General features: G+C 40.4%; 21 protein-coding genes. 3 read left to right on the forward strand and 18 right to left on the reverse strand.

The features are described from left to right. Positions 1 to 31: 31 nt before the first annotated feature. The 3 genes from PL9631_RS04445 to PL9631_RS04455 form a co-directional block, all read right to left on the reverse strand. Complete coding sequence (locus PL9631_RS04445) at positions 32 to 1,879, reverse strand: pentapeptide repeat-containing protein (RefSeq protein WP_083617732.1); 1,848 nt, start codon at positions 1,877 to 1,879, stop codon at positions 32 to 34. Between the two features lie 93 nt (positions 1,880 to 1,972). After that, positions 1,973 to 2,911 carry a bestrophin family protein gene (locus PL9631_RS04450; protein ID WP_083617465.1) on the reverse strand — a complete coding sequence of 313 codons (939 nt, stop codon included), beginning with the start codon at positions 2,909 to 2,911 and terminating at the stop codon, positions 1,973 to 1,975. Between the two features lie 48 nt (positions 2,912 to 2,959). Next, positions 2,960 to 3,847, reverse strand: a complete 888-nt coding sequence (locus PL9631_RS04455) for a LysR family transcriptional regulator (protein ID WP_083617467.1) — start codon at positions 3,845 to 3,847, stop codon at positions 2,960 to 2,962. A 131-nt stretch (positions 3,848 to 3,978) separates the two neighbouring features. On the opposite strand from PL9631_RS04455, the gene PL9631_RS04460 reads away from it, so the two are divergent. Together PL9631_RS04460 and PL9631_RS04465 are read left to right on the forward strand one after the other, a co-directional pair. Further along, positions 3,979 to 4,473 carry a hypothetical protein gene (locus tag PL9631_RS04460; protein WP_083617469.1) on the forward strand — a complete coding sequence of 165 codons (495 nt, stop codon included), beginning with the start codon at positions 3,979 to 3,981 and terminating at the stop codon, positions 4,471 to 4,473. 464 nt (positions 4,474 to 4,937) lie between these two features. Further along, positions 4,938 to 5,669 carry a hypothetical protein gene (locus PL9631_RS04465; RefSeq protein WP_083617472.1) on the forward strand — a complete coding sequence of 244 codons (732 nt, stop codon included), beginning with the start codon at positions 4,938 to 4,940 and terminating at the stop codon, positions 5,667 to 5,669. A 198-nt stretch (positions 5,670 to 5,867) separates the two neighbouring features. On the opposite strand, the gene PL9631_RS04470 is transcribed toward PL9631_RS04465, so the two are convergent. From PL9631_RS04470 to PL9631_RS04535, 14 genes are all read right to left on the reverse strand, one after another. Then, positions 5,868 to 8,033, reverse strand: a complete 2,166-nt coding sequence (locus PL9631_RS04470; RefSeq protein WP_083617474.1) for an EF-hand domain-containing protein — start codon at positions 8,031 to 8,033, stop codon at positions 5,868 to 5,870. A gap of 134 nt (positions 8,034 to 8,167) precedes the next feature. Continuing rightward, entirely contained in the window at positions 8,168 to 9,529 is a 1,362-nt protein-coding gene (locus PL9631_RS04475; RefSeq protein WP_083617475.1) for a hypothetical protein, read from the reverse strand. Between the two features lie 112 nt (positions 9,530 to 9,641). Continuing rightward, positions 9,642 to 9,986, reverse strand: coding sequence for a hypothetical protein (locus tag PL9631_RS04480; protein ID WP_083617477.1), 345 nt, complete (start codon positions 9,984 to 9,986; stop codon positions 9,642 to 9,644). Between the two features lie 231 nt (positions 9,987 to 10,217). Beyond that, positions 10,218 to 11,252, reverse strand: coding sequence for a chemotaxis response regulator protein-glutamate methylesterase (gene cheB, locus PL9631_RS04485; RefSeq protein WP_083617480.1), 1,035 nt, complete (start codon positions 11,250 to 11,252; stop codon positions 10,218 to 10,220). A 94-nt stretch (positions 11,253 to 11,346) separates the two neighbouring features. Further along, complete coding sequence (locus tag PL9631_RS04490; protein WP_083617482.1) at positions 11,347 to 13,605, reverse strand: hybrid sensor histidine kinase/response regulator; 2,259 nt, start codon at positions 13,603 to 13,605, stop codon at positions 11,347 to 11,349. A 313-nt stretch (positions 13,606 to 13,918) separates the two neighbouring features. Further along, a complete protein-coding gene (locus tag PL9631_RS04495) occupies positions 13,919 to 14,659 on the reverse strand; it encodes a chemotaxis protein CheW (RefSeq protein ID WP_083617486.1) in 741 nt (246 codons plus the stop codon). Between the two features lie 17 nt (positions 14,660 to 14,676). After that, the gene (locus PL9631_RS04500) at positions 14,677 to 16,386 is read right to left on the reverse strand and encodes a HAMP domain-containing methyl-accepting chemotaxis protein (protein WP_083617487.1); all 1,710 of its coding nucleotides are present in this window, start codon (positions 16,384 to 16,386) and stop codon (positions 14,677 to 14,679) included. 1 nt (position 16,387) lies between these two features. Then, a complete protein-coding gene (locus tag PL9631_RS04505) occupies positions 16,388 to 17,692 on the reverse strand; it encodes a CheR family methyltransferase (protein WP_083617489.1) in 1,305 nt (434 codons plus the stop codon). A 141-nt stretch (positions 17,693 to 17,833) separates the two neighbouring features. Beyond that, positions 17,834 to 19,432: a methyl-accepting chemotaxis protein gene (locus PL9631_RS04510; RefSeq protein WP_083617491.1), complete on the reverse strand. Its 1,599-nt coding sequence runs from the start codon at positions 19,430 to 19,432 to the stop codon at positions 17,834 to 17,836. A gap of 74 nt (positions 19,433 to 19,506) precedes the next feature. Continuing rightward, positions 19,507 to 19,965 carry a chemotaxis protein CheW gene (locus tag PL9631_RS04515; protein ID WP_083617493.1) on the reverse strand — a complete coding sequence of 153 codons (459 nt, stop codon included), beginning with the start codon at positions 19,963 to 19,965 and terminating at the stop codon, positions 19,507 to 19,509. A 6-nt stretch (positions 19,966 to 19,971) separates the two neighbouring features. Beyond that, positions 19,972 to 20,781, reverse strand: coding sequence for a ligand-gated ion channel (locus PL9631_RS04520; protein ID WP_231516641.1), 810 nt, complete (start codon positions 20,779 to 20,781; stop codon positions 19,972 to 19,974). Positions 20,782 to 21,108: 327 nt separating this feature from the next. Then, complete coding sequence (crcB, locus tag PL9631_RS04525; RefSeq protein WP_083617495.1) at positions 21,109 to 21,516, reverse strand: fluoride efflux transporter CrcB; 408 nt, start codon at positions 21,514 to 21,516, stop codon at positions 21,109 to 21,111. 59 nt (positions 21,517 to 21,575) lie between these two features. Then, the gene (gene crcB / locus PL9631_RS04530; protein ID WP_083617497.1) at positions 21,576 to 21,974 is read right to left on the reverse strand and encodes a fluoride efflux transporter CrcB; all 399 of its coding nucleotides are present in this window, start codon (positions 21,972 to 21,974) and stop codon (positions 21,576 to 21,578) included. Between the two features lie 522 nt (positions 21,975 to 22,496). Next, positions 22,497 to 22,886, reverse strand: a complete 390-nt coding sequence (locus PL9631_RS04535) for a hypothetical protein (protein ID WP_083617499.1) — start codon at positions 22,884 to 22,886, stop codon at positions 22,497 to 22,499. An 83-nt stretch (positions 22,887 to 22,969) separates the two neighbouring features. Here PL9631_RS04535 and PL9631_RS04540 point away from each other — a divergent pair, with 83 nt between their 5' ends. After that, positions 22,970 to 23,905, forward strand: coding sequence for a LysR family transcriptional regulator (locus tag PL9631_RS04540; RefSeq protein ID WP_083617501.1), 936 nt, complete (start codon positions 22,970 to 22,972; stop codon positions 23,903 to 23,905). A gap of 119 nt (positions 23,906 to 24,024) precedes the next feature. On the opposite strand, the gene PL9631_RS04545 is transcribed toward PL9631_RS04540, so the two are convergent. Next, positions 24,025 to 25,722, reverse strand: a complete 1,698-nt coding sequence (locus PL9631_RS04545) for an NAD+ synthase (RefSeq protein WP_083617504.1) — start codon at positions 25,720 to 25,722, stop codon at positions 24,025 to 24,027. Positions 25,723 to 25,736 lie beyond the last annotated feature (14 nt).

Raw genomic sequence — 25,736 nt, forward strand, 5'->3', positions numbered from 1 at the left:
TGCCAAAAGAACTGATCAGGTATTATTAGGATTAAGGATGTTTTGATCCGTCAGGCATTATAGCACCTTTGAGATACGCTCCACGCAAGTCGTACTCACTGACATTAGCACCTCTGAGGTTCGCACCTGTTAAATAAGCATCTTTCATATCTGCACCACTCAGATTTGCGTTGCTGAGATTTGCCCCACTCAAATTTGTATCCCTTAAATCCGCACAAATTAGGTTGGCATAATTCAAATTAGCACTACTCAGATTCGCATAACTTAGTTTAGCAAAACCCAAGTTAGCATAACTCAAATTAGCCCCCGTCAGGTTGACGCGAGCTAGTAAAGCATTTCCCAGATTAGCATGATTTAGATCAGCATGATTCAGATCGGATTTAGTTAAATTAGCTTCGCTCAAATCAGCTTTAGGAAGATTAATTCTGACTAATTTTGCTCCGGGTAGATCTAAATTATTTAAAGTAACTCCATCTTCATTCAAATCTTGTAAAGCAATAATTCTGGCTGGGCTAACTTTAACACCATGAGCCGCATCAATTACACTCCAAACTTGATAATGAAATTCTTTTTTTCGGTCAGGAATTTCTTTGACATATAGAATTAAAGCTGCGATTATACTAATACCTTCAACTGCTCCCAAAATTCTAGCGACAAACGAACCTTCGGGACTAATCAGTAAGACTCCAACCAAAACAGAAACAATGATAAGAGCGACTAACCAAGTTGGTGACTCCCAAAACCATTGATTAATTTTTTGTAAACTATATTTAAAACTATTTTGAATGGGTTTTAGAGGTTGTAATATCAGTCTCAGGACTGGACTTAAATTACGTTGCTCAGGCGTCGTATTCCCTGTACCCATTTTCCCCGCTTTGGGTGAGACAGTTTCCCCTGTTGTTGAGGGAAAGGGTATAGCTTTGATTTCCGGTTTTTCTGATTTTACAGCAATATCTACCCCGGCTCCTTCTAACATTAAATTAGAGGTGGTTGTATAAATCTCAAGCCAAGCTTGTGCGACTTCGGGAGTCCAATCTTCTTGCAAATAATCGGCAAAAGTTTGTAATAAAATGTCACCGACAAGGGGATAATATTCTGTAACTGTACCATAGCCTTTATGTCTAGCTCCTAAATCTTTGAGAACAGGAATTAGCGCTTCCGGTGTGCGTAAACCTTCGACTAATAAAATTAGAGAATTTAGGAGTTTTTTACCCTGCTTCTCCATATCAATTTTACCAAATAAACGTTTGGTTTCGGGATAAGTTTCAAACAGATTTTCATAAAAACTAGCGACAAATTCGACCGCCCGGGGCTTGATTTTTTCAAAGCTGGTTTCAACAAGTTCTATTTGTACAGTTGTCGATAATTGTGGGGTTGTTTCTTTAGCTAAGGAAATGGATATTTGAGGCGGTGAGGGAGGGTTTTCTATCTCTGGCTGTGGGCTTAACTGAGAAATATCTACCCCTGCACCTTCTAACATTAAATTAGAGGTAGTTGTATAAATCTCAAGCCAAGCTTGTGCAACTTCGGGAGTCCAATCTTCTTGCAAATAATCGGCAAAAGTTTGTAATAAAATGTCGCCGACAAGGGGATAATATTCTGCAACTGTGCCATAGCCTTTATGTCTAGCCCCTAAATCTTTGAGAATGGGAACTAACAATTCAGGTGTGCGTAAACCTTCAACTAATAGAATTAGAGAGTTAAGCAGTTTTTTTCCCTGCTTATCCATATCAGTTTTTCCAAATAAATGTTGAGTTTCTGGATAAGCTGCAAACAGATTTTCATAAAAACTAGCGACAAATTCGACCGCGCGGGGCTTGATTTTCTCAAAGCTCGTTTCAACAAGTTCAATAGGTGAATTTGAATAAGATGATTTCATATTCATGATTAGGATTATCCTGATTCGATTTGATGACTCATTTCTGCTAAATACCTGGGAAATAATAACCTTTTTTTTAGTTAAGCAATGGGTTTAAATTAGTTGACCATTTGACTCCCTAATCTCACTATTTTTATGTGTAAAAATATTCAAATCAACCCATTCTGTTTCGATTTCAGCTTGTAGTTTTTGGCAAAATTGATCTAAAGGTAAGTCATTGCGATCATAACCGAAAGGATTTTCAATTTCTACACCAATGTCTTCTATTCCTAATAAGGCAAAGCTAATAATTCCCACAACCGGAATAGTAAACCAATCTAGTTCTTTGACAAATTGAAAAGGCAAAGCAAAACAATATAACAATAATAAATGTTTGAGATGAATTGAATAAGGTCTAGGAAGGGGGGTGTTTAAAATTCGTTCACAACCACTCAATAACATGATAATTTGGTCTAAAGAGCGATTGAGTTCAATAAAAAATCTATAGGGAATGACTTTCTGGTCATAATAAAGCTGGCGAAAATATTCGGCAAACCAATTAATAATTCTCAGGGGAACATTATTGGCTTTTTGAAGTTCTAAATAATCTTCTGGACTCATTAATACTGCTATATTATCATCAATACTTTCATCTCTCAAATGCAATTTAATAGCTATTATTAATATACCAACTAATCTAATATGAGCTATTTTTTTCCCTAAGTCTTCAGCATTATTTGTGGGAACAATTGTCCAAATATTCCGACACAAAATTCGACCTGCATTAATCAAGTCATACCAAAGTTTACAACCTTCCCAAAATCTGTCATAAGCTGTATTTGTTCTAAAAACCAATAATAATCCCAGAACGATTCCAGGAATTAAAGTGGAGAGAATCGGTTGATTTACAGCATATCCTTGGTGATAGGCAATGGTGATCAGTAAAGCAAAGATCATCGTACCGATTACTCGCCGCCAAATAGCTAGAATAACCGAGTTTTTTAAATCAATTGCTAAGTCTAACCAAGTTGAGTTTTTAATTAATTTGATCATGAAATTTGATTAACATTCAAAAGATAAGTAGACCATAATTATATACAACTATTCAACATAATTCAACAGAATTGTTAAAAATTTATCTAAATATTTAGCGGGTGTTTCTTTCCTCCAGACCGCAGTTGAGCGGGAGTAGTATAGGGGATGGTTGAGCTTTACAAATACCGTTTGAGGATGGGGCAATGCTTCTGCCTCGCTCGGCATAATTGCGACCCCTTGCCCTGTGGCAACCAAAGCAATCATTGAGGCATGACTATCAGCAAATAGATGTAGATTGGGGATGAAGCCAGCGCAACGGCAAACATCATGGATACGATCATTTCGCCCTGGAAACGTTTCTTCAGACATCCCGATAAATTTTTCCGATGCAAGTTCAGCTAGATTAATTGAGGCTTGATTTGCCAGGGGATGTTGATTGGATAGCAGAGCAATAATAGGCACTTTCTTAATACATTTGACCATAAATTCTTCTTCTAAATTATCGGGTGGATTACCCATAAAGGCAATATTAATTCCGCCATCTCGCAACGCTTTAACTTGCTCACTTGGCGACATCTCCCGAAAACTTACAGCAACTTGAGGATAGGCAAGTCCAAAGCTCTGTAGGGTTTGACCTAGAAAACTCTGGAGGATGGTTGGGATATAGCCAATCACTAGAGGTTGATCTTGATTGGTGTAATTAGCCTTAATGGTTTGCACAGAAACATAACTACGATTCAAAATATCTTTAGCTTGTTCGAGAAAAAATTTCCCGGCTTCTGTGAGTTTTAATCCATCCGATTGTCTTAAAAATAGCATAACACTCAGTTCATTTTCAAGATCTTTGATTTGGCGGCTTAACGCAGGTTGTGAGATATACAACCGTACAGCAGCACGACTGAAGTTAAGATCTTCTGCAACAGCAACAAAATATTTAAGATGACGTAATTCCATAAACACCCTCAAAAAAATCCGTATGTTTTATAATTATAGCTCTATTATTTTTAAGCATACCTATCTCAAGAAAAATCTAATACAAGCATGGTAGATTAACTACATTCCTGATTTTTTACGGACTCCAATTCATGTTTAAAGTATTCAAAGGGTTTTGTTCGACAATTATTTTAGCGGGTTTCTTACTATTGACAACTGGGACATTTTCCGTCTCAGCACAAAATGTTGATATTCAGATCAAAGATGTTCCCCCTCAAGTTTTGCTTTCTGCTAAACGGGCACTTCCTAATGCCAAATGGACAATGGCTAACTGGGATTTGGGTGATAATGGCTTACCCGTCATTGAAATTGAAGGCACCCTAAACGGGAAGAAAGTTGAGGTCGATGTTTATACTAACGGTGGTATTGAAGAAGTAGAACGTGATATTTCCGAAAGTGAAGTTCCTCCTGCGGTAATGACAGCACTGAAGAAATATGTACCTACATTTCAAATTGCTTCAGTCAATAAATCTGAAACCAGTGGTGTTGTTGATCGTTATGAGTTCCATGGTTCCGATGGTATGTCTGTTAAGATTGGAGAATTCGGTCAGCGAGTTTTGATCACATCAGAAGATGCTGGTCGGTAACAATTAGAGACTAATAATATTTTCCTACCCACCTCAATCAGTGGGCGGGAAAATTTAAGTTTTACCGGATCTAAATTTGTCATTACTCTTGCATTCCCTAAATTATCGGGTGGATTGCCCATAAAGGCAATATAAATCTTAGAATCATAAAGGATTATAGCTTAAAAATACATTTGATTAATGTTTAAATTTAGGAATCTTATAAAATAGGAATTGTGTTAGCCCTGAGTTAAGCAATAGCAGGATCAAAGGTAATTATATTGAGGTTGAGATCAGGGTAATTGTAGAATCCAGACGGGTGATTCCGTTAATGTTGTGTCTGGTTCTACTGTGAGAACAGCTAAGATCAAACATACCTAAAAAGCCCAATCCGTAAAAGTTATAGGGGGTATAACTTTTACGTATATACATCTAAAAAATAACAAAGGATGCTAGACTACCCATGTCTTTAGTTTTGAGGTTTTATGGCTACATTTGACCAAACTCTGCGGCTTAAAATAGAAAATCTGGGTGTACCCGTTCAAAGCGGCACAGTTAGCGATGTCGTACTCAGTATTGATCAGGTTAACGGCTTAGAAAATTTCCCCGATATCATCCCTGTCACCAACTTTGTTAAAGAGTTTCTTACGAATTATCCCAATCCCAATGATTTCTATCAAAATATTAGCAATAATTTAACTAAAGCAATTATTAATAATTCCCAAACCCTGGGAATTGCTGGAACATTTGACGCTCTATCCGTCGAACTTCTCCGTGAACCCGTTGGTGTGTTGCCCTATCCTTTTGTTAGTCAATCTATTCAAACTGCAACAGGAAATTCTGATCAACTTGTGAAACTCCAATTCCAAGATCTGTTAATACCTGTTCAGGGGGGAACGGTTGCAGATGCAACGATTAATATTAATCATGTTGATAATTTAGGAACCTTCCCCGATATTATTCCCCTGGCTAACTTTGCTACAGATTTTCTCACAAATTATCCCAATCCTAACGATTTCTATCAAGATATTACCACAAATTTAACTAGCACAATTCTCAATAATGCTCAAGCATTGGGATTAGCGGGAACACTGGATTCAGTCTCAATTAAACTCGAACGTAGCCCGGGTTCAGTTTTATCTGATCTATTCTCTAGTAAATCAACTGCAATACCCACTGAACTATCGAATAATGCACTCACAGGCCAAGCCTTTTAAATATAGCAGGAAATAGCTCACGGGGTGACAACCCCGTCAAAAACCTTAGCTAGAGGGAATGGAGCCAAATTGCGGTAAAATATGATTAGTCTAATAGGGAAGCGCGAGGAAGAAGGATGGTATCTTTTAACAAATTTGGGAGATTTAAAAGATTTAATCTCTGCCTTTAATGGAGAAAAAAATTTGTTAATTTACTTTTCAGTTTTTCAATGACGAAAAACCAATAACTGCTAAAATGTCACAAAATTCTTCATAACTTATTTGTTGGTCTTCGCTAGTATCCGCTAATTTGAACATGGCTTCGATTTGAGTATCAGTAACATTAGAATCTATATTATGGTGGATACATAGTTTCAATTCTTCCATAGTAATGTAACCAGAATGATCTGCATCAAATTTTTGAAATAGTTCTAAAATTTTTGTTTCTGAATCTAAATTATTTAGTAAACTTAGTTGATTAGTGATCGCTTTCCAGAGTTGCTCTGAATCAGTATGTTTTAAAGCATCTTCTTCTTCCATTGGAGTAATACCGTATTGTTTTCTAATGGTATAAACAGTTTTCAAATCTTCAGGAGATAAAGTTTGTAAGACATCTTCTAAAGCCTCAAGGGAAAATTGTCCAGTAAATGCTTTTAATAATTCTGCTATTTTGGCTTTATCGGGTTGATTGTGCCAAGAACTGAGGATTGTTTCTAACAGAGTTTCCCGATAACCAGCTAACCGCAACAGATTTTCCCTACTATGAATTTTTGTAGGAGAAAATAAGTCTGGATATTCTGTTCCTAATTCTGTGATAATAGTTTCGTGTTCTTGGTCGGAGATTTCTAATTGTAAACGCATTTGTTTAAAGTTGACCAAGCTGTCCCTTACATCCACATAACCTTCATCAAGAGTATCTCTTAAAATTCCTTTATAGATTTGTAACCGTTTCTCCTGATTAAACCCAGGCAGAACTTTTGCTAAAATATAAACTTCATCTGTACTCAATTCAGCTAGAGATCGCCCTTCTAAAAAGCGAGAAATATCCAGCTTGAGTTTTTGTAATTGTTTTCGCAAACGATTGATTAACCCTTCTTTTAAGTAAATATCTCGACTACGTTCCCATGTGCGATATAACCATAACGTGCTGCAAATAGCAATCGAAACAGAAAATAGATATTGGAAAAATAATGGCAACAATGCAATAAAGTTTCGACCAGCAAAGATAAAGAAGAAATTAAAAATAAAAAAAGTACAGAGACTAAAAAGTCGATGGCGGATAATTTCAATATTTACAGAATTGGTGTTTCTTAATAAATAAGATTTATAACGTTTTTCGAGGTTTTTGCCGAGCCAATATCCACCTAAAGTAAATATTCCCAAAGTTAAAGGAACTGCGACTAATTTAGGAATAAAACTTGCTTGTCCGAATACATAAAAACCAGGTTTTAATAAATTTGCCCATTGGTTTTCTTCATGCGCCCAAGCTCCAGAAATATAATAATCCCAATTTCCTGCATATAGATAATAATAGGTAAAATAACCAATCACTAGACCCACATAACCATAGTATAACCATTGTCGATTGGATTGGGTAATATTTTCCCAATAAGAACGTTCCGCATCAATATCCATGCAATGATTAGTACAAGCGACACAAGCACTCAGTTCTTTACCCTCTCTACTGATAATACGACACATAGATTGGGTTATTTTTTGTTCATTATCTTCATGGGCAGTGCTATTTAATAATCCTCTAGGTTCACCATAAATTTTCTGTACTGGAGCCATAGGACAAAAGTAGTGACACCAAGACTTACCACCATATAAATAACCCACTACAATAGCGGCTACAATAGTCCCCAAAAGAAAGATTCCTAAAGCTAAACGATTAGAATTAACAAACAAAATTCGAGAACATAATCCCAAAAAAAACAGACTAAATTGCAAATAAATAGCGTTTTCAAACAACCAAGAATCTTTCGATACTTTAACTAATTCAGTTTTTACCTTGTTTGTTTTATGATTAACACTTTTATTTTGTCTTTGCCATTGTAAAGCTCGTGGAATTTGAGAAATAAAAGATAAAGGACAAATCCGTCGCCAAAACTCGTGTCCAAAAACTAGCAAAATAAAAATACTAGAAGGAACTATTATTCCCCAAAATATGGGTGCGCCCAAAGCATACGGGGCTTCTTCTAAACAACTTCCTTGAACTATTACGCAGTTTTCTAAATTAAGTTTTAGAGGGCTAAGAGTATTATCTGGATAAGTTAGCCAAGGTGTTAAGGGATCGTAAAAGAGGGAGAAAATTAAGATTAGCCAACCAATGCTAAGTACCCATCGCAATTGATGAATTTTACGTTCACTAATATTGGCTAACATAGTTAATTTCCTGTTGCTTTTTTTTGATTACGATAAAACTTAGTACCAAAACATCGTATCACACTTTTTAGGCATTTCGTTTCCTTTATTGTAACTTTTAATTAAGGTTCTTTAAGCAAGGTGTTTTTTCGGGTTTATTCCTGCATTCCTGCATATAAAAGCCGTGCAAATAACCTCGCTCCATCATCTTTTTTAAGTTCAGAATATTCGGGATGTTTGCGAAAACCTACTGACCTCAAATCTGATAACAATTCCGGGTGAAATTGACAAGTAAAGGAGCGCCGAATTAACTTACTTTCAAAATCTTTATAGTTGATACAGGTAGCAGAACATTCGGTGAGAATTTCATCTTCATGGGCTGTTGAACACAGAATTTCTATCGCATAAGGCATTTGCATCAGCCAAGATAGGGGACTTCCGGCGAGAATATGGCGATGGGAAATTATCGTATCATGGAGCAATCTATAGGCCCAATTTGCAAAGAGAATTGCTTCTTCATTCACTTCATCTGAGTGAAACATGGCAATATTTAGTTCGTGTTCGTATTCGATGGAAGTATCAATCACTCCTTCAAATTCGTCGGCGGTTACTTCATGAACTGTAATTAATTCTTGGGGAATTCCTGAACTTTCGCTATCAGGGGATTCATAATGATGTAACTGGCGATCGCCCACTTCTTTAAATTCGTTTGGCCCCACAGCAAATTCAGGATCATGCCAACTTCGAGCTACGATATTACCATTCTTTTTCTTAACAGAAAGAGAATTCCCAATCCTTTCAATTTCTTGACAAACATTTTGCAAGGCTTTGAGGGTTTTTCCTGATGAATCGTTCTCTAATTGGCTTAAATCTAGCACCTGTTGCACCGCCTTTTGAATCAGATTAATGTGTCCTTGGGCAGCTAATTGATGTCCTAAACAAATAAAAATTGCGGGGGCACTGGTGGGTGTTCGAGATAACAGTAACTTTTCCACAAATAAATGTAAATCTGCGAGAGAAGATTGGCTTCCTGCAAAGCTAGAAGCATCCCGGACTGATGGATCTCCGCCTTCCACAACCACCGCCAACCCTGAAGAAATCACCGGAATAATTGTTTCAGGATCAAGTAATCCTGATGACCATAAAGGAAACAAAATTGAGTCACAGTCCGCAATTGTTTGAGCAATATAGGCAACATTTAGAGAGGCTCGAACGTGCTCCCCTAAAGGATTATAACCAACGTGTTCCCAAGGTTCAATAATCGCGATCGCATTCCGAAAAAGCCGAGGATGCTGCATCAGAAATTCAAAATCTGACTGACAGTTAATCACCTTTTCTAAAGGTCTGCCTTTTCCCCATTCAAAGGCTTCATTTTCCGTGAGCAGCGACTTATTGGGTAAGGGGGTTGGTGAATGACGATTTGCGATAAAATATCCCAGCAAAATGTGTACAGATTCAAAATCTGAGCAACCTTCGTTTAAATATCCGGGTTTGAGTCGCCAATCTAACGCTATCATATTAGGGAAAAGGGAAAAGGGAATAGGGCACGGGCAACACCAGATAATACTTCTGGCCGTTTCATGTCAGTTATAAATTATTACAACCTATTTGGGATTGCTATATCAGCCTTTACTTTTGAATCTTTAAACGCAATTGATTTAATTCATCAATGGTGTTTACAATTTTAATTTTCCATTGACTATCGCTATTTTTCTCAATCAACGACTCAACGATCGCATCTAAAGAGCCGAGTAACCAGTTTTCTTCTCTTTCATCTCCATCATCGAGTTCCATAAAACCAAAGAAATAGTCTTGATTTCGGGATGTCAGATTACGCCAGACCTCAGATGGAGGAACAGACCAGTCAATTTGCCAAACCTGTTTTAGCATTCTAATAAAAAACTGTTCTTCTTGACTGCGATGGGCTTCCTTTGACAGTTTTTCTACAGCATCGATTAATTTTTTCTTGCTCATGGTAGATAGTAGGATTCTTAGGTGATATTAGAATGAATCTATCTGTATAGAATACCATGCGATCGCCCTTTAAATCTATACTAATTTTTAATTTGAGTTGACCCCAATCTTAACTTTTATATGGGTTCAATTGGAGAGGTAAAATTAAGTAAAAATACTGAATTTATTAAAAAATTTTAGAACAGAAAAAAGGTTGACTAGAGGAATATTTTAGGATAAACTTCAGCCTAACTAACTACCCTTATTGATTCGCTGAATTAAAGTATTAGCGATCGCTTCAGGAGGCAAAACTTCAACGGCTGCATTTAACTGAACAGCGGCTTTAGGCATCCCATAAACAATCGAACTTTTTTCGTCCTGAGCGATCGTATGCCATCCAGTCTCACGTAAAACCCTAAGTCCATCAGCACCATCTTGTCCCATCCCCGTCAGTAATACAGCAATTTCTTTATGATGCCAGTGTTGGGCAAGACTCTTAAAAAACACATCTACAGAGGGTCTGTAAGGATAATTAACAGGCTCTTTTGTGTAATATAATGTGAGATCAGAACGGATACTCAGATGATCGTTAGTTCCGGCAATATGGACAATACCCTTTTCTAAGCGATCGCCAATATTAGCTAATCGCACCGTCAGAGGGGTTTGTTGATTCAGCCAATCTACCAGACCCGCAGAAAACTGCTGATCGACGTGCTGGACAATGGCAATCGCCGCCCCAAAATTGGCAGGAAGTCGGGAGAGAATCGTGGCTAAAGCTTTTGGCCCACCCGTTGAGGAACCAATGGTCACAAGCCGAGGAAGTAGGGTAGAGGGTTTAGAGAATGAAGTCAGTTTTGAGGTTTGGAGTGCAGGCGTGGAGGGGGTCGATGATTTGCCAATCAGCTTGCTGAGGGTGACAATTTTGGCAAGTAAGGGTTGGTGAGAATTTGAGCTTCCTTGAGTTCCTAAAATCGGAGTATCCACCGCATCACGCGCCCCATATCCCATCGCCTCAAACACTTTTCCGGCATGGTTTCCCACGCTTGCCGTCACGATCAAGATGATGCAGGGACTCTGCTGCATAATCTGGCGAGTCGCTTCCACACCGTCCATAATGGGCATGAACAAATCCATTAAAATCAAGTCAGGAGTATCTTTTGCACAACGGTCAACGGCTTCTTTACCATCGCGGGCAATCCAGACAACTTGATAATTGGGAACAGTTAAAACCACTCGTTTGAGTGCTTCTACTGCCATAGCCATATCATTAACAATCGCAATTTTCATCTTTATAACAAGGAACAGGGAATTACGAATTGGGAATTGGGAATTGGGAATTACGAATTACGAATTACGAATTACGAATGGGGAATTCAGCCTTTTATCTGCCAATCAGATCAATGATTGCATTGATTAATGTATCATCGTGAAAGCTGCTTTTGGTCAGATAATAATTTGCTCCGGCTTCCATGCCTTGAATGCGGTCATCCTCGCGATCGCGATAGGAAACAATAATTACAGGAATAACCTGAAATTTAGGATGTTCTTTAATTTGCTTCACCAATTCAATCCCATTCATCCGAGGCATATCAATATCGCTAACAATCAAATCATAAGAATTGCTGCGAATAGCCGTCCAAGCATCCATACCATTCACAGCAACATCAACATCATAGCCCCGATTTTGTAACAGTTTCCGGGTCATTTCTCGCACCGTAATTGAATCATCCACCACTAAAATTCGTTTATGTTTGCCCAGAATACCTTTGACATCACTGCCTTTTTTGCTTGTGGCTTTATTAACATCAACAGGTCTTAATTGACCACTATTGAGCATATTGTCAATGGTTCGGACTAAATCAGAAACATCTAAAATTAAAACCGGGGAGCCATCATCCATCAAAGCAGAGGCACTAATATCCCGAACCTTACCCAAACGGGGGTCAAGGGGACGCACCACCAAATCTCGCTCACCGAGAAACTCATCTACAAAAAGACCATAAGCGTTAGATTGGTCACTAATCACAACAACGCAAAGGGCATCGGAATCGGGGAGTGTTTCAGGCAAATCTAAAATATCGTGGGCGGCAATTAACCCAATATTTTGACCATCCTTGGTAAAATATTGGCGACCTTCAACAACATAAATCTCAGACTTGTCGAGTTTAACAATTCGATCCACCCGTGCCAAGGGAAAGGCATAAGGTTCATCAGAAATAGTAACAATCAACGTCCTCACGACCGATAGCGTCAGGGGAAGCTGAAAGTGAAAACTGGTTCCATTTCCCAATTGAGAGACAGCACGGATAGTGCCACCCACCTCTTGCACCATGCTTTTAGCAATATCTAATCCCACCCCTCGCCCGGAAATTTCCGTCACTTGGTCAGTGGTCGAAAATCCAGAGAGAAACAGAAATTCAATGATTTCAGCTTCCGTCAGTTGTGCCGCCGTTTCCGATGAAGCTAAATTGCGATCGACAATATGTTGACGAATGTAATTGGGATCGATGCCCTTACCATCATCAGAAACACTAATCGCCAGCATTCCACCGCGATGAAACGCTTCCAGGCGAATTGTCCCCTCAACGGGCTTCCCTGATACCTCACGCTCCTCTGGAGATTCAATCCCATGATCAACGGCATTGCGGATCATGTGAGTCAGGGGGGCTTCTAGTTTTTTGAGAATATCTCGATCAACTAGGGTAGACTGACCAACAATCTGGAATTTCACCTGTTTATCTAATCGTCGGGAGAGGTCACGAACCATGCGCGGAAGTCCCTGTACCCCATCCACAAACGGACGCATATGGGAGGCGATTACTTCTCGGTAAAGGCGATCGCTCAAGTTAGTGGTGCGACGGGCATAAAGTTCCAGTTCACCCAAACGATCCGTGAGAATTTCCCGGCATTCTTGGGCCTTCTGTCGAGCCGTATCCACAACCTGTTGGCTTTCAGGACTAATCGCCGTATTCGCTAAGGCAGTATGGAGGGTTTCCAGAAGTCGGGAAAGCTCTAATTGGCGGTATCTGAGGGCCGTAAAGGAATCGGCAAAGGGTTGCAGCCAATTGGCTTCAACCAAAGATTCACCCGCGAGCCCCATAATTCGATTCAAATTCTCGGCACTAACCCGCACAACCCGATCATTGGGGATAGTGATTGCTTCTAAAGCGACCTTTTCTTGATGAGGAGTTGGAGTAATCTCCGAACTCTGATCAACGTTGACTAAGGATGATCGAGCGTTAAAATCTGGAGGTAGCAATGCTCTAATTGCAGCACAGCAGGCCTCAAACTCTCCAATGTTTTCAGTTAGCCAAGAAAGCATATCGGTTTCGGGGACTTGACTGACAGCCTGAAATAAGTCAACGCCTTGGAGTAAAACATCAATTTGTTCTGGGCCCAAGGTAATAATCTTGTTCTGTGCTGCTACAAAACAATCTTCCATACAGTGGGCTAAGTTAATCACCGCATCCAGAGAAATAATCCGAGCCGCACCTTTAATGGAATGGGCGACTCGCATTAAGGCTTGTAAGATTTCCTCGGATTGGGAATTGGTTTCCAAGATCAGGAGTCCCTGAGTCAAGATCGCAACCTGCGTCTGAGCTTCTTGGCGAAATAGCTCGATCATCGAATCATCACTCATACAGAACTCCTAAAAGAGGGAACAGGGAACAGGGAGGAGAGGAGGAGCAGGGGAGGCAGGGGGAGCAGGGGGAGTAGGAGGAGAAGCAGGGCGGAGCAGGGGGAGCAGGAGGAGAAGCAGGGGGGTTATTGGTGTCAATTTAAGCTCCCGATGCCCTGAACTAAAGTTCGGGCTAAAAGCTAAAGTCATCTAAAGATGACTAAAACTGTCTTTCCTAACCCGTTTTAACGGGTTTTAGCTTTGAGCCTGAAATTTAGTTCAAGGCTTTTAGCATTAAGTTGACACCGATGACCCCCCTGCCTCCCCTGCTCCATCAAAAAACCTTATGACTTAGGGTGTAGAACAAGAGTTCGGAGTCCAAAAAATTGATCTTCTTGCCTTGCCAGGTCACGACTCCTTTGGTGTAAGCTTCTGATGCCTTGGAAATGACAACGGGAGCGTCTTTAAACTCATTGAGATGGAAGCGATAGGTTCCATGAACTTCATCCACAGGAAAAACCCACTTGTTCTCATTTTTCCCCGCTACAATCATCCGTTGGGGATTAATCGAATTCGAGAAATCTACGGATTCGGTGACGGGTTCTAAGCCCAGCAAGTCTCTGATCGAAATACAGAGCAGGGTTTCACCGCGAATATTGATTAATCCCAAAAATACCGAGTTTCTGCGGTGAGGGACGGTATGAATCGTGTAGAGAGGAGTGACTTCTTGGAGGATATTAACGGGCAATGCTAATCGTTCGTTACCCAGACGAAAAATGATCACGGAAAGGGTGTCTGTCGCCCGAACTAACGTGCCTTCTCCGACTTCGGTTTCCTGGGTGGAAGCTTCTGATAAGATATCCGTCCATTCTTGGAGATATTCGGGTGGAGCCTCACGCTCTAATAAGCTGCGTCCCGCGGCAGAGTAAACCTTACAATTTCGGCAGTGGATCACGGTCTTGAGTTCGCCACAGGAGCGATCGCCCATCACCCCAATTTTATTCCAACAATCATTGAGAGTTGGAGGGTCAGAATTATCAGGTATGATAGATACCGTATCAATATAACTTTCCATGATTTAATTCCTTATTTTTATACTATTACTTTAAATCGTGAAATCTCTGTTTTTAAGCTATGACTTGCTTCGTCAAGCTGTTCTAAGGCATGACTGGTTTCTCGTAACGAGTCGGCCGTCTGTTGAGATGCTTGACTCAGATGTTCCATTGCTTCACTAATTTGTTGCGCTCCCTGAGATTGTTCATCAACGCTCTGACTCACCTGCTCAAAGCGAGGGGTTAATCCCTGTACCTGTTGAATCACTTCCGCCACTTGGTCGCTAATGCGGTCTACGTCTTCGACACTGTTAACGACGGATTTCGTAAACTTATCCATCTCAGCGACACCAATAGACACGGCTAATTGCATCTCCTTAATCATCTGCTCAATTTCTAAAGTGGCAACGGCGGTGCGGTCAGCTAATCGCCGAATCTCCCTGGCCACCACCGCAAACCCCGCCCCATATTCTCCGGCTCTCTCCGCTTCGAGGGCGGCGTTCAGGGACAGTAAGTTAGTTTGATCGGCTACAACTGTAATCGTTGTCACCACCTGGCTGATATTATTAGCCCGTTGGTGCATAACTTCCAGCTTAGAAGAAATTACCTTAGTCCCTTCTAACAACTGGCGCATCACGGAATCAATGTGATGCAGATTGTCTTTACTGTTACCTGCGGCTATGGTTGTCTGTTCTGCCATGACAGCCACCTGCTCCATTGTTTTCACTAATTGCTTTGAGGTCGTGGCAATTTGATGGGCCGTTGCTGTGACTTCATTGGTTGAAGCCACCTGTTCTGCTACGGTTGCTTCAAGGTTTTTGCCAGAAGCTGTAATTCGGTCGGTAGAACTGGTGATTTGATTTCCTGAGCGTTGAATGCGATTAACTAGGGCATTCAGGTCTTTATTCATGGTGTAAAAAACATTCTGTAATTGCCCAACTTCATCTTGCTGCTCGGCTAGGGAAATTTCACTGGTTAAGTCTCCCGATGAAATCCGGTGAGCAATATCAACGACCCCGGCAATCTTTGCCCCAAGTGGTTTAGCGATGGTATTACTAAAGAAAATTCCAAATAAAATAGCGGTTCCCGGCCCAATAATAATCGCCACAAAAGCCCAAAATCCGACTTGAGAAACATCTTGTTCTGAGATTTTTTCGGTTTGGGATGCCAAGTCTTCATTAATTTTTAACAATGTCAATAGCAGATTCGTTACCGCTTGAGATGGTTGACGGTTTGCCTCAACTTGGTTTTCCAGGGCTTTTAATCCAGAGTCTACGGGCTGAAATCCTCCAGTAAAATTGTCCAATACATTGACACTTCCCTGACTCTCGAACCGAAGATTCAATCTCAAGAACTGATCATGGGCTTTCTTCCACACATCCCACTGATTCAAAAATTCTTGATAGACTTTCTTTTCTTCCTCGCTTGACTTAGGAGCCGCTTCGTATTGATGAAATCCCTCTTGAATTTGCTTCCAAGCGTTATCCATGCGACCGATTTCATCTTGTCGCCCTTCTTTGGTCAAATTGATATCCAGCAAACCCCTTTCTGATGATTGAATCTGGGTTTTTCCTTCGTTAATTTTCCACAGCCCAGAAATACTAGGAACATTATTCTTGGCTAAGGTATTAATGTGCTTACTCAAGCGAGAACTGCCACTCAGACCGACCAAGGCGACAATTAGCACCAGAAGCCCCATAAAGATGAAAGCGACAATCAGGCGAGCCTGCATGGATTGATTTTTGAACATATTAGGTTTCCCCTTCTAAACGTCTGTTCTGAAACCGTGATCCCAGGGCTGAAATTCGCTGCTGAATAAGGTTTGCTCCAACTGGATCGCCTTGATTTTCTTTCAACAATGCTAAGTGAACTAAAGCGGGATAGGAATTGGGATCGAGATAGATAGCCCGTTGAAAGCACTGTTCCGCTTGCCTATTTTGTTGGTTAGCTTGATAGAGTTCCCCTAAAAGAACATAAGCGTCCGCACTGGTGGGATGATCACTCAAATAGCTCTGACAAAGGGTAGTTGCCTCTGCTAGTCGCCCTTCATCCGCCATTTGTCTCACGGCTTGTAAATTAATAGAGGGTTGACTGTTGACTGTTGACTGTTGACTGTTAATAGGTGTCGGGTGTCGGCTGTCGGGTGTCGGGGTGTTAATTATTTCGCCCCTTCTCCCCTTCTCCCATACTCCCCCTGCTCCCCCTGCGGCCACTGAGCCTATCGAAGTGCCCCTTACCTCCCCTGCTCCCCTTGCTCCCCCTGTTCCCTCTTGCTTGCGATAGGCAAAGGTGAAGGGCTGACGGATGGATTTATAGGGGTCTGCGACAATTTTTCCCGTTTCAGACGCTCCCACAAACATTAGTCCAGAGGGGATTAGCAAGCGATCAAGGGCTGCTAATACTTGTTCGCAAACTTCGGATTTCAAATAGATTAATAAGTTACGACAGAAGATAATGTTGTATTGCTTTTGAGTCAGAGCAAGGGCGGTTAAGACATTCCCCTGCTGAAAATTAACGAGCTTACGAATAGATTCAGGGAGTTCATAACCCTGCTCCGTTTGCTGAAAGTAATGTGCTCGTAATTTCCAGTCCTCGCCCCGAAAGGAATTTTTAGTGTAGACTCCCCGCCTTGCTTTTGCCAGTGATCGATGGCTAATATCGATGGCATCGATCTGGAACTGTTTGGGATGCAGACCCGCTTCGAGTAAAGCGATCGCTATGGAGTAAGGTTCTTCCCCTGTAGAAGATGGCACACTCAGCACTTGCAAAATATTGCGGTTTGGCGACGGTCGCCATTCTGAGGTGATGTATGTTTTGAGGTAATCAAAGGGTTTACCATCTCGGAAAAACCAAGTTTCGGGAACGATCAGAATTTCGATCAGTTCCTCTAATTCGGTCGCGGAGGTTTGTAACCTTGCCCAATAGCTTTCCAGATCCGGTAATTTACATCTGACTCGACGAGTCTCGGCAGATCTGGCAATCTGGCTAGGGCTGGCGATATCGGGATCTAAGCCGATGGTTTGGCTTAACAATCTGGCGATTTTATCTAATACCATATAGCAGGGAACAGGGAACGGGGAACAGAAGAAGCAGGGGAGGCGGGGGGCACTTCGACAGGCTCAGTGGCCGTAGAGGAGGTAGGGGAGTAGGAAGAATAAATTATTTCTTCCCTATTGCAAGAGTGTCTATATCCCAGCCTAGGCGGTTTTGAACTTAGCAATTTCTCTGCGCAATCCATTTGCTGCCTCGTCAAGCCTTTCTACGGCACTGTTTGTCTCTCGTAAAGAGTCTACTGTCTGCTGGGATGCTTGACTGAGTTGCCCCATGGCTTCACTAATCTGTTGCGCTCCCTGGGATTGTTCCTCAATGCTCTGACTCACTCGCTCGAAGCGGGGGGTCAATCCTTGTACTTGCTCAATTACCTGAGTCACCCGCTCGCTAATTTTGCTGACATCGGCAACGCTATCAACCACGGATTTACTGAATTTATCCATTTCCATCACACCGGAAGAAACGGCTGATTGCATCTCTTTAATCATCTGAGCAATTTCTAAGGTGGCGACGGCGGTTTGATCGGCCAAGCGACGGATTTCCCTAGCGACCACCGCAAACCCCGCCCCATATTCCCCGGCTTTTTCGGCTTCGATCGCGGCATTCAGCGAAAGCAGGTTAGTCTGGTCAGCCACTTTATTAATAGTAGTCACCACACTATTAATATTATTTGCCTTTTCATTCATTACCCCTAGTTTGCTAGTAATGCTGGTGGTGGCACCGGAAAGTTCGCGCATGACGGTTTCCATGCGATTTAGGTCATTATGACTGGCTCCGGCGGAGGTGGCGGTGGACTGTGCCATCTGTGTCACCTGCTCCATGACTCTGACCAATTCTTTGGAGGTGGCGGCAATCTGCTGGGAGGTGGCGCTGACTTCATTGGTGGAAGCCAGTTGCTCGACAACGGTGGCTTCTAATTCTTTTCCGGCGGCGGCGATTTGAGTGGAAGATGTACTGATCTGGACTCCTGACTTTTGCATCTGGAGAATCAGTGTATTCAGTTTTTTGGACATATAGTGAAACGCGGCCATCAACTTACCAATTTCGGTAGTATCGTTGCTGACTTCAAGGGTTTGTTGTAAATCTCCTTCAGCAATCTGCTCTGCTGCTTTCACCACCTTGGGTAGATCTCGTCGGATGGGCAATGTGATCATAAAGGCTGCCGCCAGACTTGCCACAATCGTTACTAGGGTTCCTAAAATGATTAGCAAAGTCTGAAACTGCTTGGCTTTTTGGGCTTGGAGTAAATTATCATTTAGTTTAGCTTCAAGAATTGTATGCGCCCGCTCGCTGGCTTCAGCTAGTCTGGCAATCCGAGGAATTAAAATTTGTTGTTTGGCTTCGTTCAGTTTATCGGCATCGACTAGGGTATAAACACCTGCTGCAACGCTATCGTACTCATCACCAATCTGGATCATGGCGTTTATAGCTTCTCGCGTCTGTGGATCGGCAATTGTTGCCAATTCCTGCTTGTTCGCCAGCATACTTTCTCTGGCTTTATCATAAGTCCCGCGATAGTAAGGATCTTTCGGATAAAGAGCATATCCTCGGATACTGGCGATAATCCTGGCGACATCGTAAGCATAGGCATCTGTACTGCTGATGTGATCACCTGCTTGCTTTGAGTCTAACTGCAATTGGACTAGGTTTCCGATGCCGGAAAACAGCATGGAGCCTAGGATAATTAGAAACAGAATCGGCACAGAGAAGCCTAGGATCAGGCGGTTAGTAATATTGTTAAACATGGTATTAGGAATGGGGAATTATGAATTACGAATTACGAATTGGGAATTACGAATTAATTAGAACTCCTGTTTAATTAAGTTTTTTCACCCATAAGCAGGTAAGCGTGTTGTTCATCGCTGAAAAGTTTCTCAAGCTGAAGACATTGAATAATCCGTTTTTCATCAATGATTGTGCCACTTAAGTAGGGTGCTTCATCAACTCGAATACTGGAATCTTTAATGTCTGTACTTGATATATTTAGAGTCTCCGTTACCCGCTCGGCCATCAGACCTAAATATTGTGGTACTCCTTTCTGGTTAGGATATTTAACAATAATAATTCGGGTACTGAGGTGCGATCGCCCTGGAGTTCCTTGGATTAATTGGCTTATGTCAATCACGGGAAGAATTACTCCTCGGTAATTAAATAAACCCGCCACATATTCGGGTACATGATGTACTTTCCTGAAACTAACTCGCGGAATTACCTCAACAATATAGGAACTACTAATCGCAAACAGGTCTTTTCCAGCGTAGAAAAGTAGAATTAGCATTTTTATTTAACCCACGATTGCTGCGTGAGCAATAACAACAATATTAAGAACAACAAATGAACCGGACAGGATTGGAACAGCAAAACGTCGCATTAAATCCCGTGACAATTGTTCCTGTTCTGATTCGCTTAAAAATCGTGTATAAACTAGCAGACTGGCTGTGATGAAAATGTAAATAATTGCCATGATGTGAATGAAATCAATCAGGGTGACGGAATTACTACTTCCTAACTCGGATGTTGCTGTTTGCATATTAACTAAAACGGCAAACAAAGTTCCGACAAAAATACCCATTCGATCCCCAAAATCTTCATCCAGCAGCAATGTGATAATTGACAGTGCTACCGCGGCATAAACCCCCAAAGAAAGTTTAAAGAAGCTAACTTTGCTCTCCCGATTAATCGTAACTGAAACCACGATGCGCGAACGACGGTAATTGGGATCTTTTTGAATGGACGGATTACCAAAGCTAGTTTGATAAGGAAAATTAACTTGAGAAATCCTAAAATCTGTAATTCTCCAACCCGCCAAATTCATATCTTTCTGATAGCTGGAGCCAGCATAATCTGGGGTATGAACGAAACTAGAAGCATCTAACTGGGTTTCCTCCAGTATAATTTGCAATACATGGCGATCAAATGGATAGTTATTTGTGTCCCAGTTGTAATAGAGAGTTGTACTAATTTCCTGTCCAGACCAGAAGACATTTGTACTCGATCCAAATAGATCGGACAGATTTTCATTCCGCGAAAACCTGTCGTAATTTTTGCTAACTTCCTTACTATCTAAAACCTTCAGGGTTTCTAAAGGTTTCATATTCTCAAAAGGACAGACACTCCAGATCCAGAAATTTGCAGCAAATGAGTTCTCTGCTGGATTAAAATCTCGCAATGATGTCAAATAAACTCCAATTTGACAGGTTTTGGGCGGGGTCAAAGCCTCCGCATGAACTGGCAAAATTTGATAGATCCAGCAACTAAAACTAACGGTCAGCAAGCAACTAATTAGATATAATTTATTGATCACTGCTTTAACAGCAGAATGCTGAAGTTTAGAAATATTTTCCCTCAACCATCAACTCCTTTACTAATTAGGATTACAGCCACTGTCAGCCTGCCTCATTTGACTACAAACCGCCGCAATTTAAGTCTTTTGCAGACTTGCTCTTGCTAATAAAACACCGATTTGGACACAAATCATTCCCACTACCGCACTGCCAACAAAATAAAGTAACATCGTCGTGGTATCGCCTTTGGTTAAAAAACCATTGGTTTCTAACCCATAAGTCGAAAAGGTTGTATAGGCACCACAGAAACCCGTTGTCGTCATTAGTCGGAATTCCGGGGAGATCAACCGAATATTCTCGATCGCTAAAGTCAAAATATAAGCAATCAATAAACAGCCGGTGACGTTAATAAAGAATGTTCCATAAAAGCCAAAATCTTTGCCAAAAATTGCTTTGGCGGCTTCGGTGAAATAGAAACGACTCAATGCACCAAAAATCGCCCCGATGGCTATAGCCAGGGAATAACGTCCTTTCAAAAATTCCATTGTTTTTTGCCTAAAATATTGAGGATTTGCGGTTTTTTGTCAGCTAAATTTCAACCTATTTATGAGGTTGGGACTACAACAATATTGGCAAGTGCTACTCCTACCATGACTGCTCCTAACCCTAAAATTGCACTCCCAGCCCAATAAAAAGCCGTGGGAAAGGTTTCTTTATTCCGCCATAAACTTAGGGTGTCAAAGCCATAGGTTGAAAATGTGGTGTAAGAGCCTAAAAATCCCGTTCTAATCAGTAAATCTAATTCTTTAGGATAGCCTGTAATTCCTTTGGAAATGGTGAAGAAGAAACCCATCGCCAAACATCCAGTTAAATTAATCACAAATGTTCCGTAGGGAAATTTGGTTCCAAATTTGGTTTTTGTCCATTCGGTAATTTGATACCGAGATATTGCCCCAGGAACTGCCCCGGCTGCGATCGCTAAAACATTAGTTATGTCTGACATTGGTTAATATTCACCCTATACTAAGTAAGTTTCCGTTTTTTGGGGAGATTTTGGGTTTATGATATAAACGTAGCTGGAAGCACAAAATGTTGTTTTTAGAGAACCAAGAATCCTCTATCTTTATCAACATCAGTTTCATTTATTTCATTATTCCCAAAAAAGTTGTTTGTTTTTGAAATTCAAACAACTTTCACCTGTACTTTGCCATTGTCCCATGAAATTTAGAAATTTTTATTTTAGCTACATGAATATTTTTAATTATAGATATGCAGCGAATCGATATTGAGCAAATAGACCTAAATTTGTCAATCTAAATTTTTAGTGTTTGGATACAAAATCAGGTTTCTGTGAATTGAAAAATCTCCGTCAAAGCAACTTTATAGCAGGGAACAGGCGGGAAAATACTTCACTGTCTGGGTTCCAAGATCCGTCTGGTGTCCTAACTGCCTTGGCGGTTGCTATAAGATTGACGGAGGTAAGGATAAATTTAATCTTTTGACTTAAAAATTCTCTTTATTTCTCTTAATAATTAGTCTGGCTCTGATATTTTCCGCTTTGGTTTTTACCATCAGTTGTTTGGATTACAAGGATTTCATTACCACCGCGAATCACTACACCAAACTGTTTGTATGGTTGAGATGGTCTTCCATCTTCATAAGACTGGGTAGCATCCAGAGAGAATGTGCCATCATTGTCAACTTTGTAAGTCCCTGTCACGCTATAACCTACTTCCTGCCCGTCAATGCTAACAAAACCCTTACCTGTATGAGCTCCATTACCATCAAAATTAGCTGTTCTCAAAGCAGAATAGGATACAGTAGAAACAGTGCCATCAGGATTGGTAGTTTTACGAGTACCTTGATCTTGAAATCCGAAGCCACCTTTGAGGCTGCCATTGTTAAATTCAGTCATAAAAAAATTCCTATTTGTAAATACAAGTTGAATTATCAGGTTAACTTGGTTCTTTTGTAAAATGAATATTTTTAATTATAGGTATGCAGCAAATCGATATTAAGCAAATAGACCTAAATTTGTTAACAATTTTAAAAGTTCTACTGGAGGAAAATAGCGTTACTAAAGCCAGCCAAAAATTGAATTTAAGTCAATCCGCAACTAGCCATGCTTTAAAAAGACTCCGAAAAATGTTTAACGATCCCTTGCTAGAGCGCTCATCTGCGGGAATGCGGGCTACGCCTAGGGCTTTAGCTTTGAAACTATCCCTAGAAAGCATCCTGTTTGATATCGAAAAGTTAGTTACAGAACCAATTTTCATCCCGGAATTAGCTCGGGGGACGATTCGGATCGCCGCTTCAGATTACGCCACTACTGTGATCTTGCCTTCAGTTTTGAGAGAACTTTCTTTGAAGAATCCTTATATTGATATCGAATGTTATGACTGGCATCCTGAAACTTTGGATCGGATCAAAAATGGAGAGCTTGATCTCGGTTTGGGGATAGTAGACCTAGATAAAACTAATGAATTTGGATATGAAAATTTATTTACGGAGGATTTTGTCTCGATTGTTAGGGTAGAACATCCTATTATTAAAAAAGGGATTACTCTGGAATCCTACATTGCTTGGCCCCACGCTTTAATTACGATTACAGGCTTACCCATTAACTCAATTAAGAAATCATCTAAAAGTCATGTTGATCGCATTTTAGAAGAATTGGGAGTCGAACGTCGAGTCAGGTTAAAGTTACCCCATTTCCTATCTGCGGCTCTAATTGTGGGTCAAACCGATATGATTTTGACTTTACCCCGTCGGATTGCTTTAATATTTGCCAGTATAGCTAAGATCACCATATTTGATCCCCCAATTGATTTGGGTCAGTACAACTATATGCAAATTTGGTCTAAGAATTCTGATCATGTTCCCTTTCAAATGTGGCTACGGGATTTAATCAGAATCCAAACTCAAGATATCTAATATAAACAGGACTTACGCAAAACAACCATATCTAGTAGGGGCGAACAGCCGTTCGCCCCTACAGATGGTGTATAATTGGGTATTCTGCGTAAGTCCTAATAAAAAACAATATAAAATTATTAGAATTCACTCAATATTTTAGCAATAGGCATTCTCCATCCGGTTCCAAAAGCGCGATCGCTAATTTTTAATCCTGGGGCAGCTTGACGGCGTTTAAATTCCGCAATCATTACTAATTTAATCACTTTCTGAACCACCGATTCTTGATGTCCTGCTTCCACAATTTCAGCTAAGGATTGATGTTTTTCAATTAAACGATATAGAATATCATCTAAAATTTCATAGGGGGGTAAAGAATCCTGATCGACCTGTCCAGGTTTGAGTTCTGCACTCGGCGGTTTTGTTAAAATATGCTCAGGAATAATGTTTTTCCCATGATATTGATTAAACCAAGAACATAAGGAATAAACCCGGGTTTTCGGCACATCGGCAATTACCGCTAATCCCCCATTCATATCGCCATATAAGGTACAATATCCCACTGCCATTTCTGATTTATTTCCTGTGGTTAATAGCAAATGTCCGAATTTATTAGAAACCGCCATTAATAATGTGCCTCGGATGCGCGATTGCAGGTTTTCTTCTGCTAACCCAAATGGGGTTTCTGCAAACATGGGTTCTAGGGTTTGATCAAAGGTTTGCATTAAATCCCCAATGGGTAAAGTTTGGGTTTGTATTCCTAAATTATTCGCTAATTCTAAGGCATCTTGAATCGAATGATCGGAACTATAGGGAGAGGGCATTAACACCCCTAAAACCTTTTCTTTGCCTAATGCTTGCGTTGCGATCGCAGCCACTAAAGCCGAATCTATTCCCCCACTTAACCCTAAAATAACTTGAGAAAATCCACACTTTTGCACATAATCTTTTACCCCCAAAACCAACGCTAACCAAATTTCTTGATCCTCACTTTCAGTTAAGTTTATTTCCTGGTTTTGGGCAGAAATAGCAGTTAAATCTTGTATATTTGAATCAAATTCTATAATCTCAAAATCCGTATCAAAATCTTTTAAACTTAATATTTTATCGCCATTTCTATTAAATGCAAAACTACAACCATCAAAAATTAAATCATCATTTCCCCCCACTTGATTCGCATATAGAATCGGAATATTATACCGTTTTGCACTATGACTAATTAAAGATTGTCTGAATTTCTGTTTTCCCACTTGATAGGGAGAAGCCGATAAATTAACCACTAAATCTATATTTTTCTCGGCTAATTCTGCTAAAGGATTACAAGCATAATTCCGTTTACCCCAGAATGATTCATCATTCCATAAATCCTCACAGATTGTCACCCCAATTTTAATTCTATCTCCAGAATTTTCTAAAACAAAAAAATTACTTTCTAACCCCGGTTCAAAATATCGATCTTCATCAAAAACATCATAGGTTGGTAATAATCGCTTTTGAAAATATTGTTTAATTTCACCCTGTTCTAATAACGCTGCACTATTATAAATCGGGTTTCCCCCATTTTTTTGATAGTCTAAATTTTGTTGAACTGTTCCTACTAATACCGCAATTGCTGACGGTAAATCTCTTGCTAATTGCTCTAACTTTTCCGTTGCTGCTTGAATAAAACTAGGACGAATCAATAAATCTCGCGGGGGATATCCCGTCAAAGATAATTCCGTAGTTAATAACAAATCACATCCGGCGGTAAAGGCTTTTTCGGCTGCTTCTAATATCCGTTGGGCGTTTCCGGTTAAGTCTCCAACGGTGGGGTTAAGTTGAGCGATCGCAATTTTCATAGTCAAATTTAAGT

The organism is Planktothrix paucivesiculata PCC 9631, assembly GCF_900009265.2.
Lineage (GTDB): Bacteria > Cyanobacteriota > Cyanobacteriia > Cyanobacteriales > Microcoleaceae > Planktothrix > Planktothrix paucivesiculata.

Bases quoted from the DNA above. Each gene is read 5' to 3' on its own strand.
- PL9631_RS04445 (WP_083617732.1), bottom strand. From the start codon at position 1,879: ATGAAATCATCTTATTCAAATTCACCTATTGAACTTGTTGAAACGAGC.
- PL9631_RS04450 (WP_083617465.1), bottom strand. From the start codon at position 2,911: ATGATCAAATTAATTAAAAACTCAACTTGGTTAGACTTAGCAATTGAT.
- PL9631_RS04455 (WP_083617467.1), bottom strand. From the start codon at position 3,847: ATGGAATTACGTCATCTTAAATATTTTGTTGCTGTTGCAGAAGATCTT.
- PL9631_RS04460 (WP_083617469.1), top strand. From the start codon at position 3,979: ATGTTTAAAGTATTCAAAGGGTTTTGTTCGACAATTATTTTAGCGGGT.
- PL9631_RS04465 (WP_083617472.1), top strand. From the start codon at position 4,938: ATGGCTACATTTGACCAAACTCTGCGGCTTAAAATAGAAAATCTGGGT.
- PL9631_RS04470 (WP_083617474.1), bottom strand. From the start codon at position 8,033: ATGTTAGCCAATATTAGTGAACGTAAAATTCATCAATTGCGATGGGTA.
- PL9631_RS04475 (WP_083617475.1), bottom strand. From the start codon at position 9,529: ATGATAGCGTTAGATTGGCGACTCAAACCCGGATATTTAAACGAAGGT.
- PL9631_RS04480 (WP_083617477.1), bottom strand. From the start codon at position 9,986: ATGAGCAAGAAAAAATTAATCGATGCTGTAGAAAAACTGTCAAAGGAA.
- cheB (WP_083617480.1), bottom strand. From the start codon at position 11,252: ATGAAAATTGCGATTGTTAATGATATGGCTATGGCAGTAGAAGCACTC.
- PL9631_RS04490 (WP_083617482.1), bottom strand. From the start codon at position 13,605: ATGAGTGATGATTCGATGATCGAGCTATTTCGCCAAGAAGCTCAGACG.
- PL9631_RS04495 (WP_083617486.1), bottom strand. From the start codon at position 14,659: ATGGAAAGTTATATTGATACGGTATCTATCATACCTGATAATTCTGAC.
- PL9631_RS04500 (WP_083617487.1), bottom strand. From the start codon at position 16,386: ATGTTCAAAAATCAATCCATGCAGGCTCGCCTGATTGTCGCTTTCATC.
- PL9631_RS04505 (WP_083617489.1), bottom strand. From the start codon at position 17,692: ATGGTATTAGATAAAATCGCCAGATTGTTAAGCCAAACCATCGGCTTA.
- PL9631_RS04510 (WP_083617491.1), bottom strand. From the start codon at position 19,432: ATGTTTAACAATATTACTAACCGCCTGATCCTAGGCTTCTCTGTGCCG.
- PL9631_RS04515 (WP_083617493.1), bottom strand. From the start codon at position 19,965: ATGCTAATTCTACTTTTCTACGCTGGAAAAGACCTGTTTGCGATTAGT.
- PL9631_RS04520 (WP_231516641.1), bottom strand. From the start codon at position 20,781: ATGAAACCTTTAGAAACCCTGAAGGTTTTAGATAGTAAGGAAGTTAGC.
- crcB (WP_083617495.1), bottom strand. From the start codon at position 21,516: ATGGAATTTTTGAAAGGACGTTATTCCCTGGCTATAGCCATCGGGGCG.
- crcB (WP_083617497.1), bottom strand. From the start codon at position 21,974: ATGTCAGACATAACTAATGTTTTAGCGATCGCAGCCGGGGCAGTTCCT.
- PL9631_RS04535 (WP_083617499.1), bottom strand. From the start codon at position 22,886: ATGACTGAATTTAACAATGGCAGCCTCAAAGGTGGCTTCGGATTTCAA.
- PL9631_RS04540 (WP_083617501.1), top strand. From the start codon at position 22,970: ATGCAGCAAATCGATATTAAGCAAATAGACCTAAATTTGTTAACAATT.
- PL9631_RS04545 (WP_083617504.1), bottom strand. From the start codon at position 25,722: ATGAAAATTGCGATCGCTCAACTTAACCCCACCGTTGGAGACTTAACC.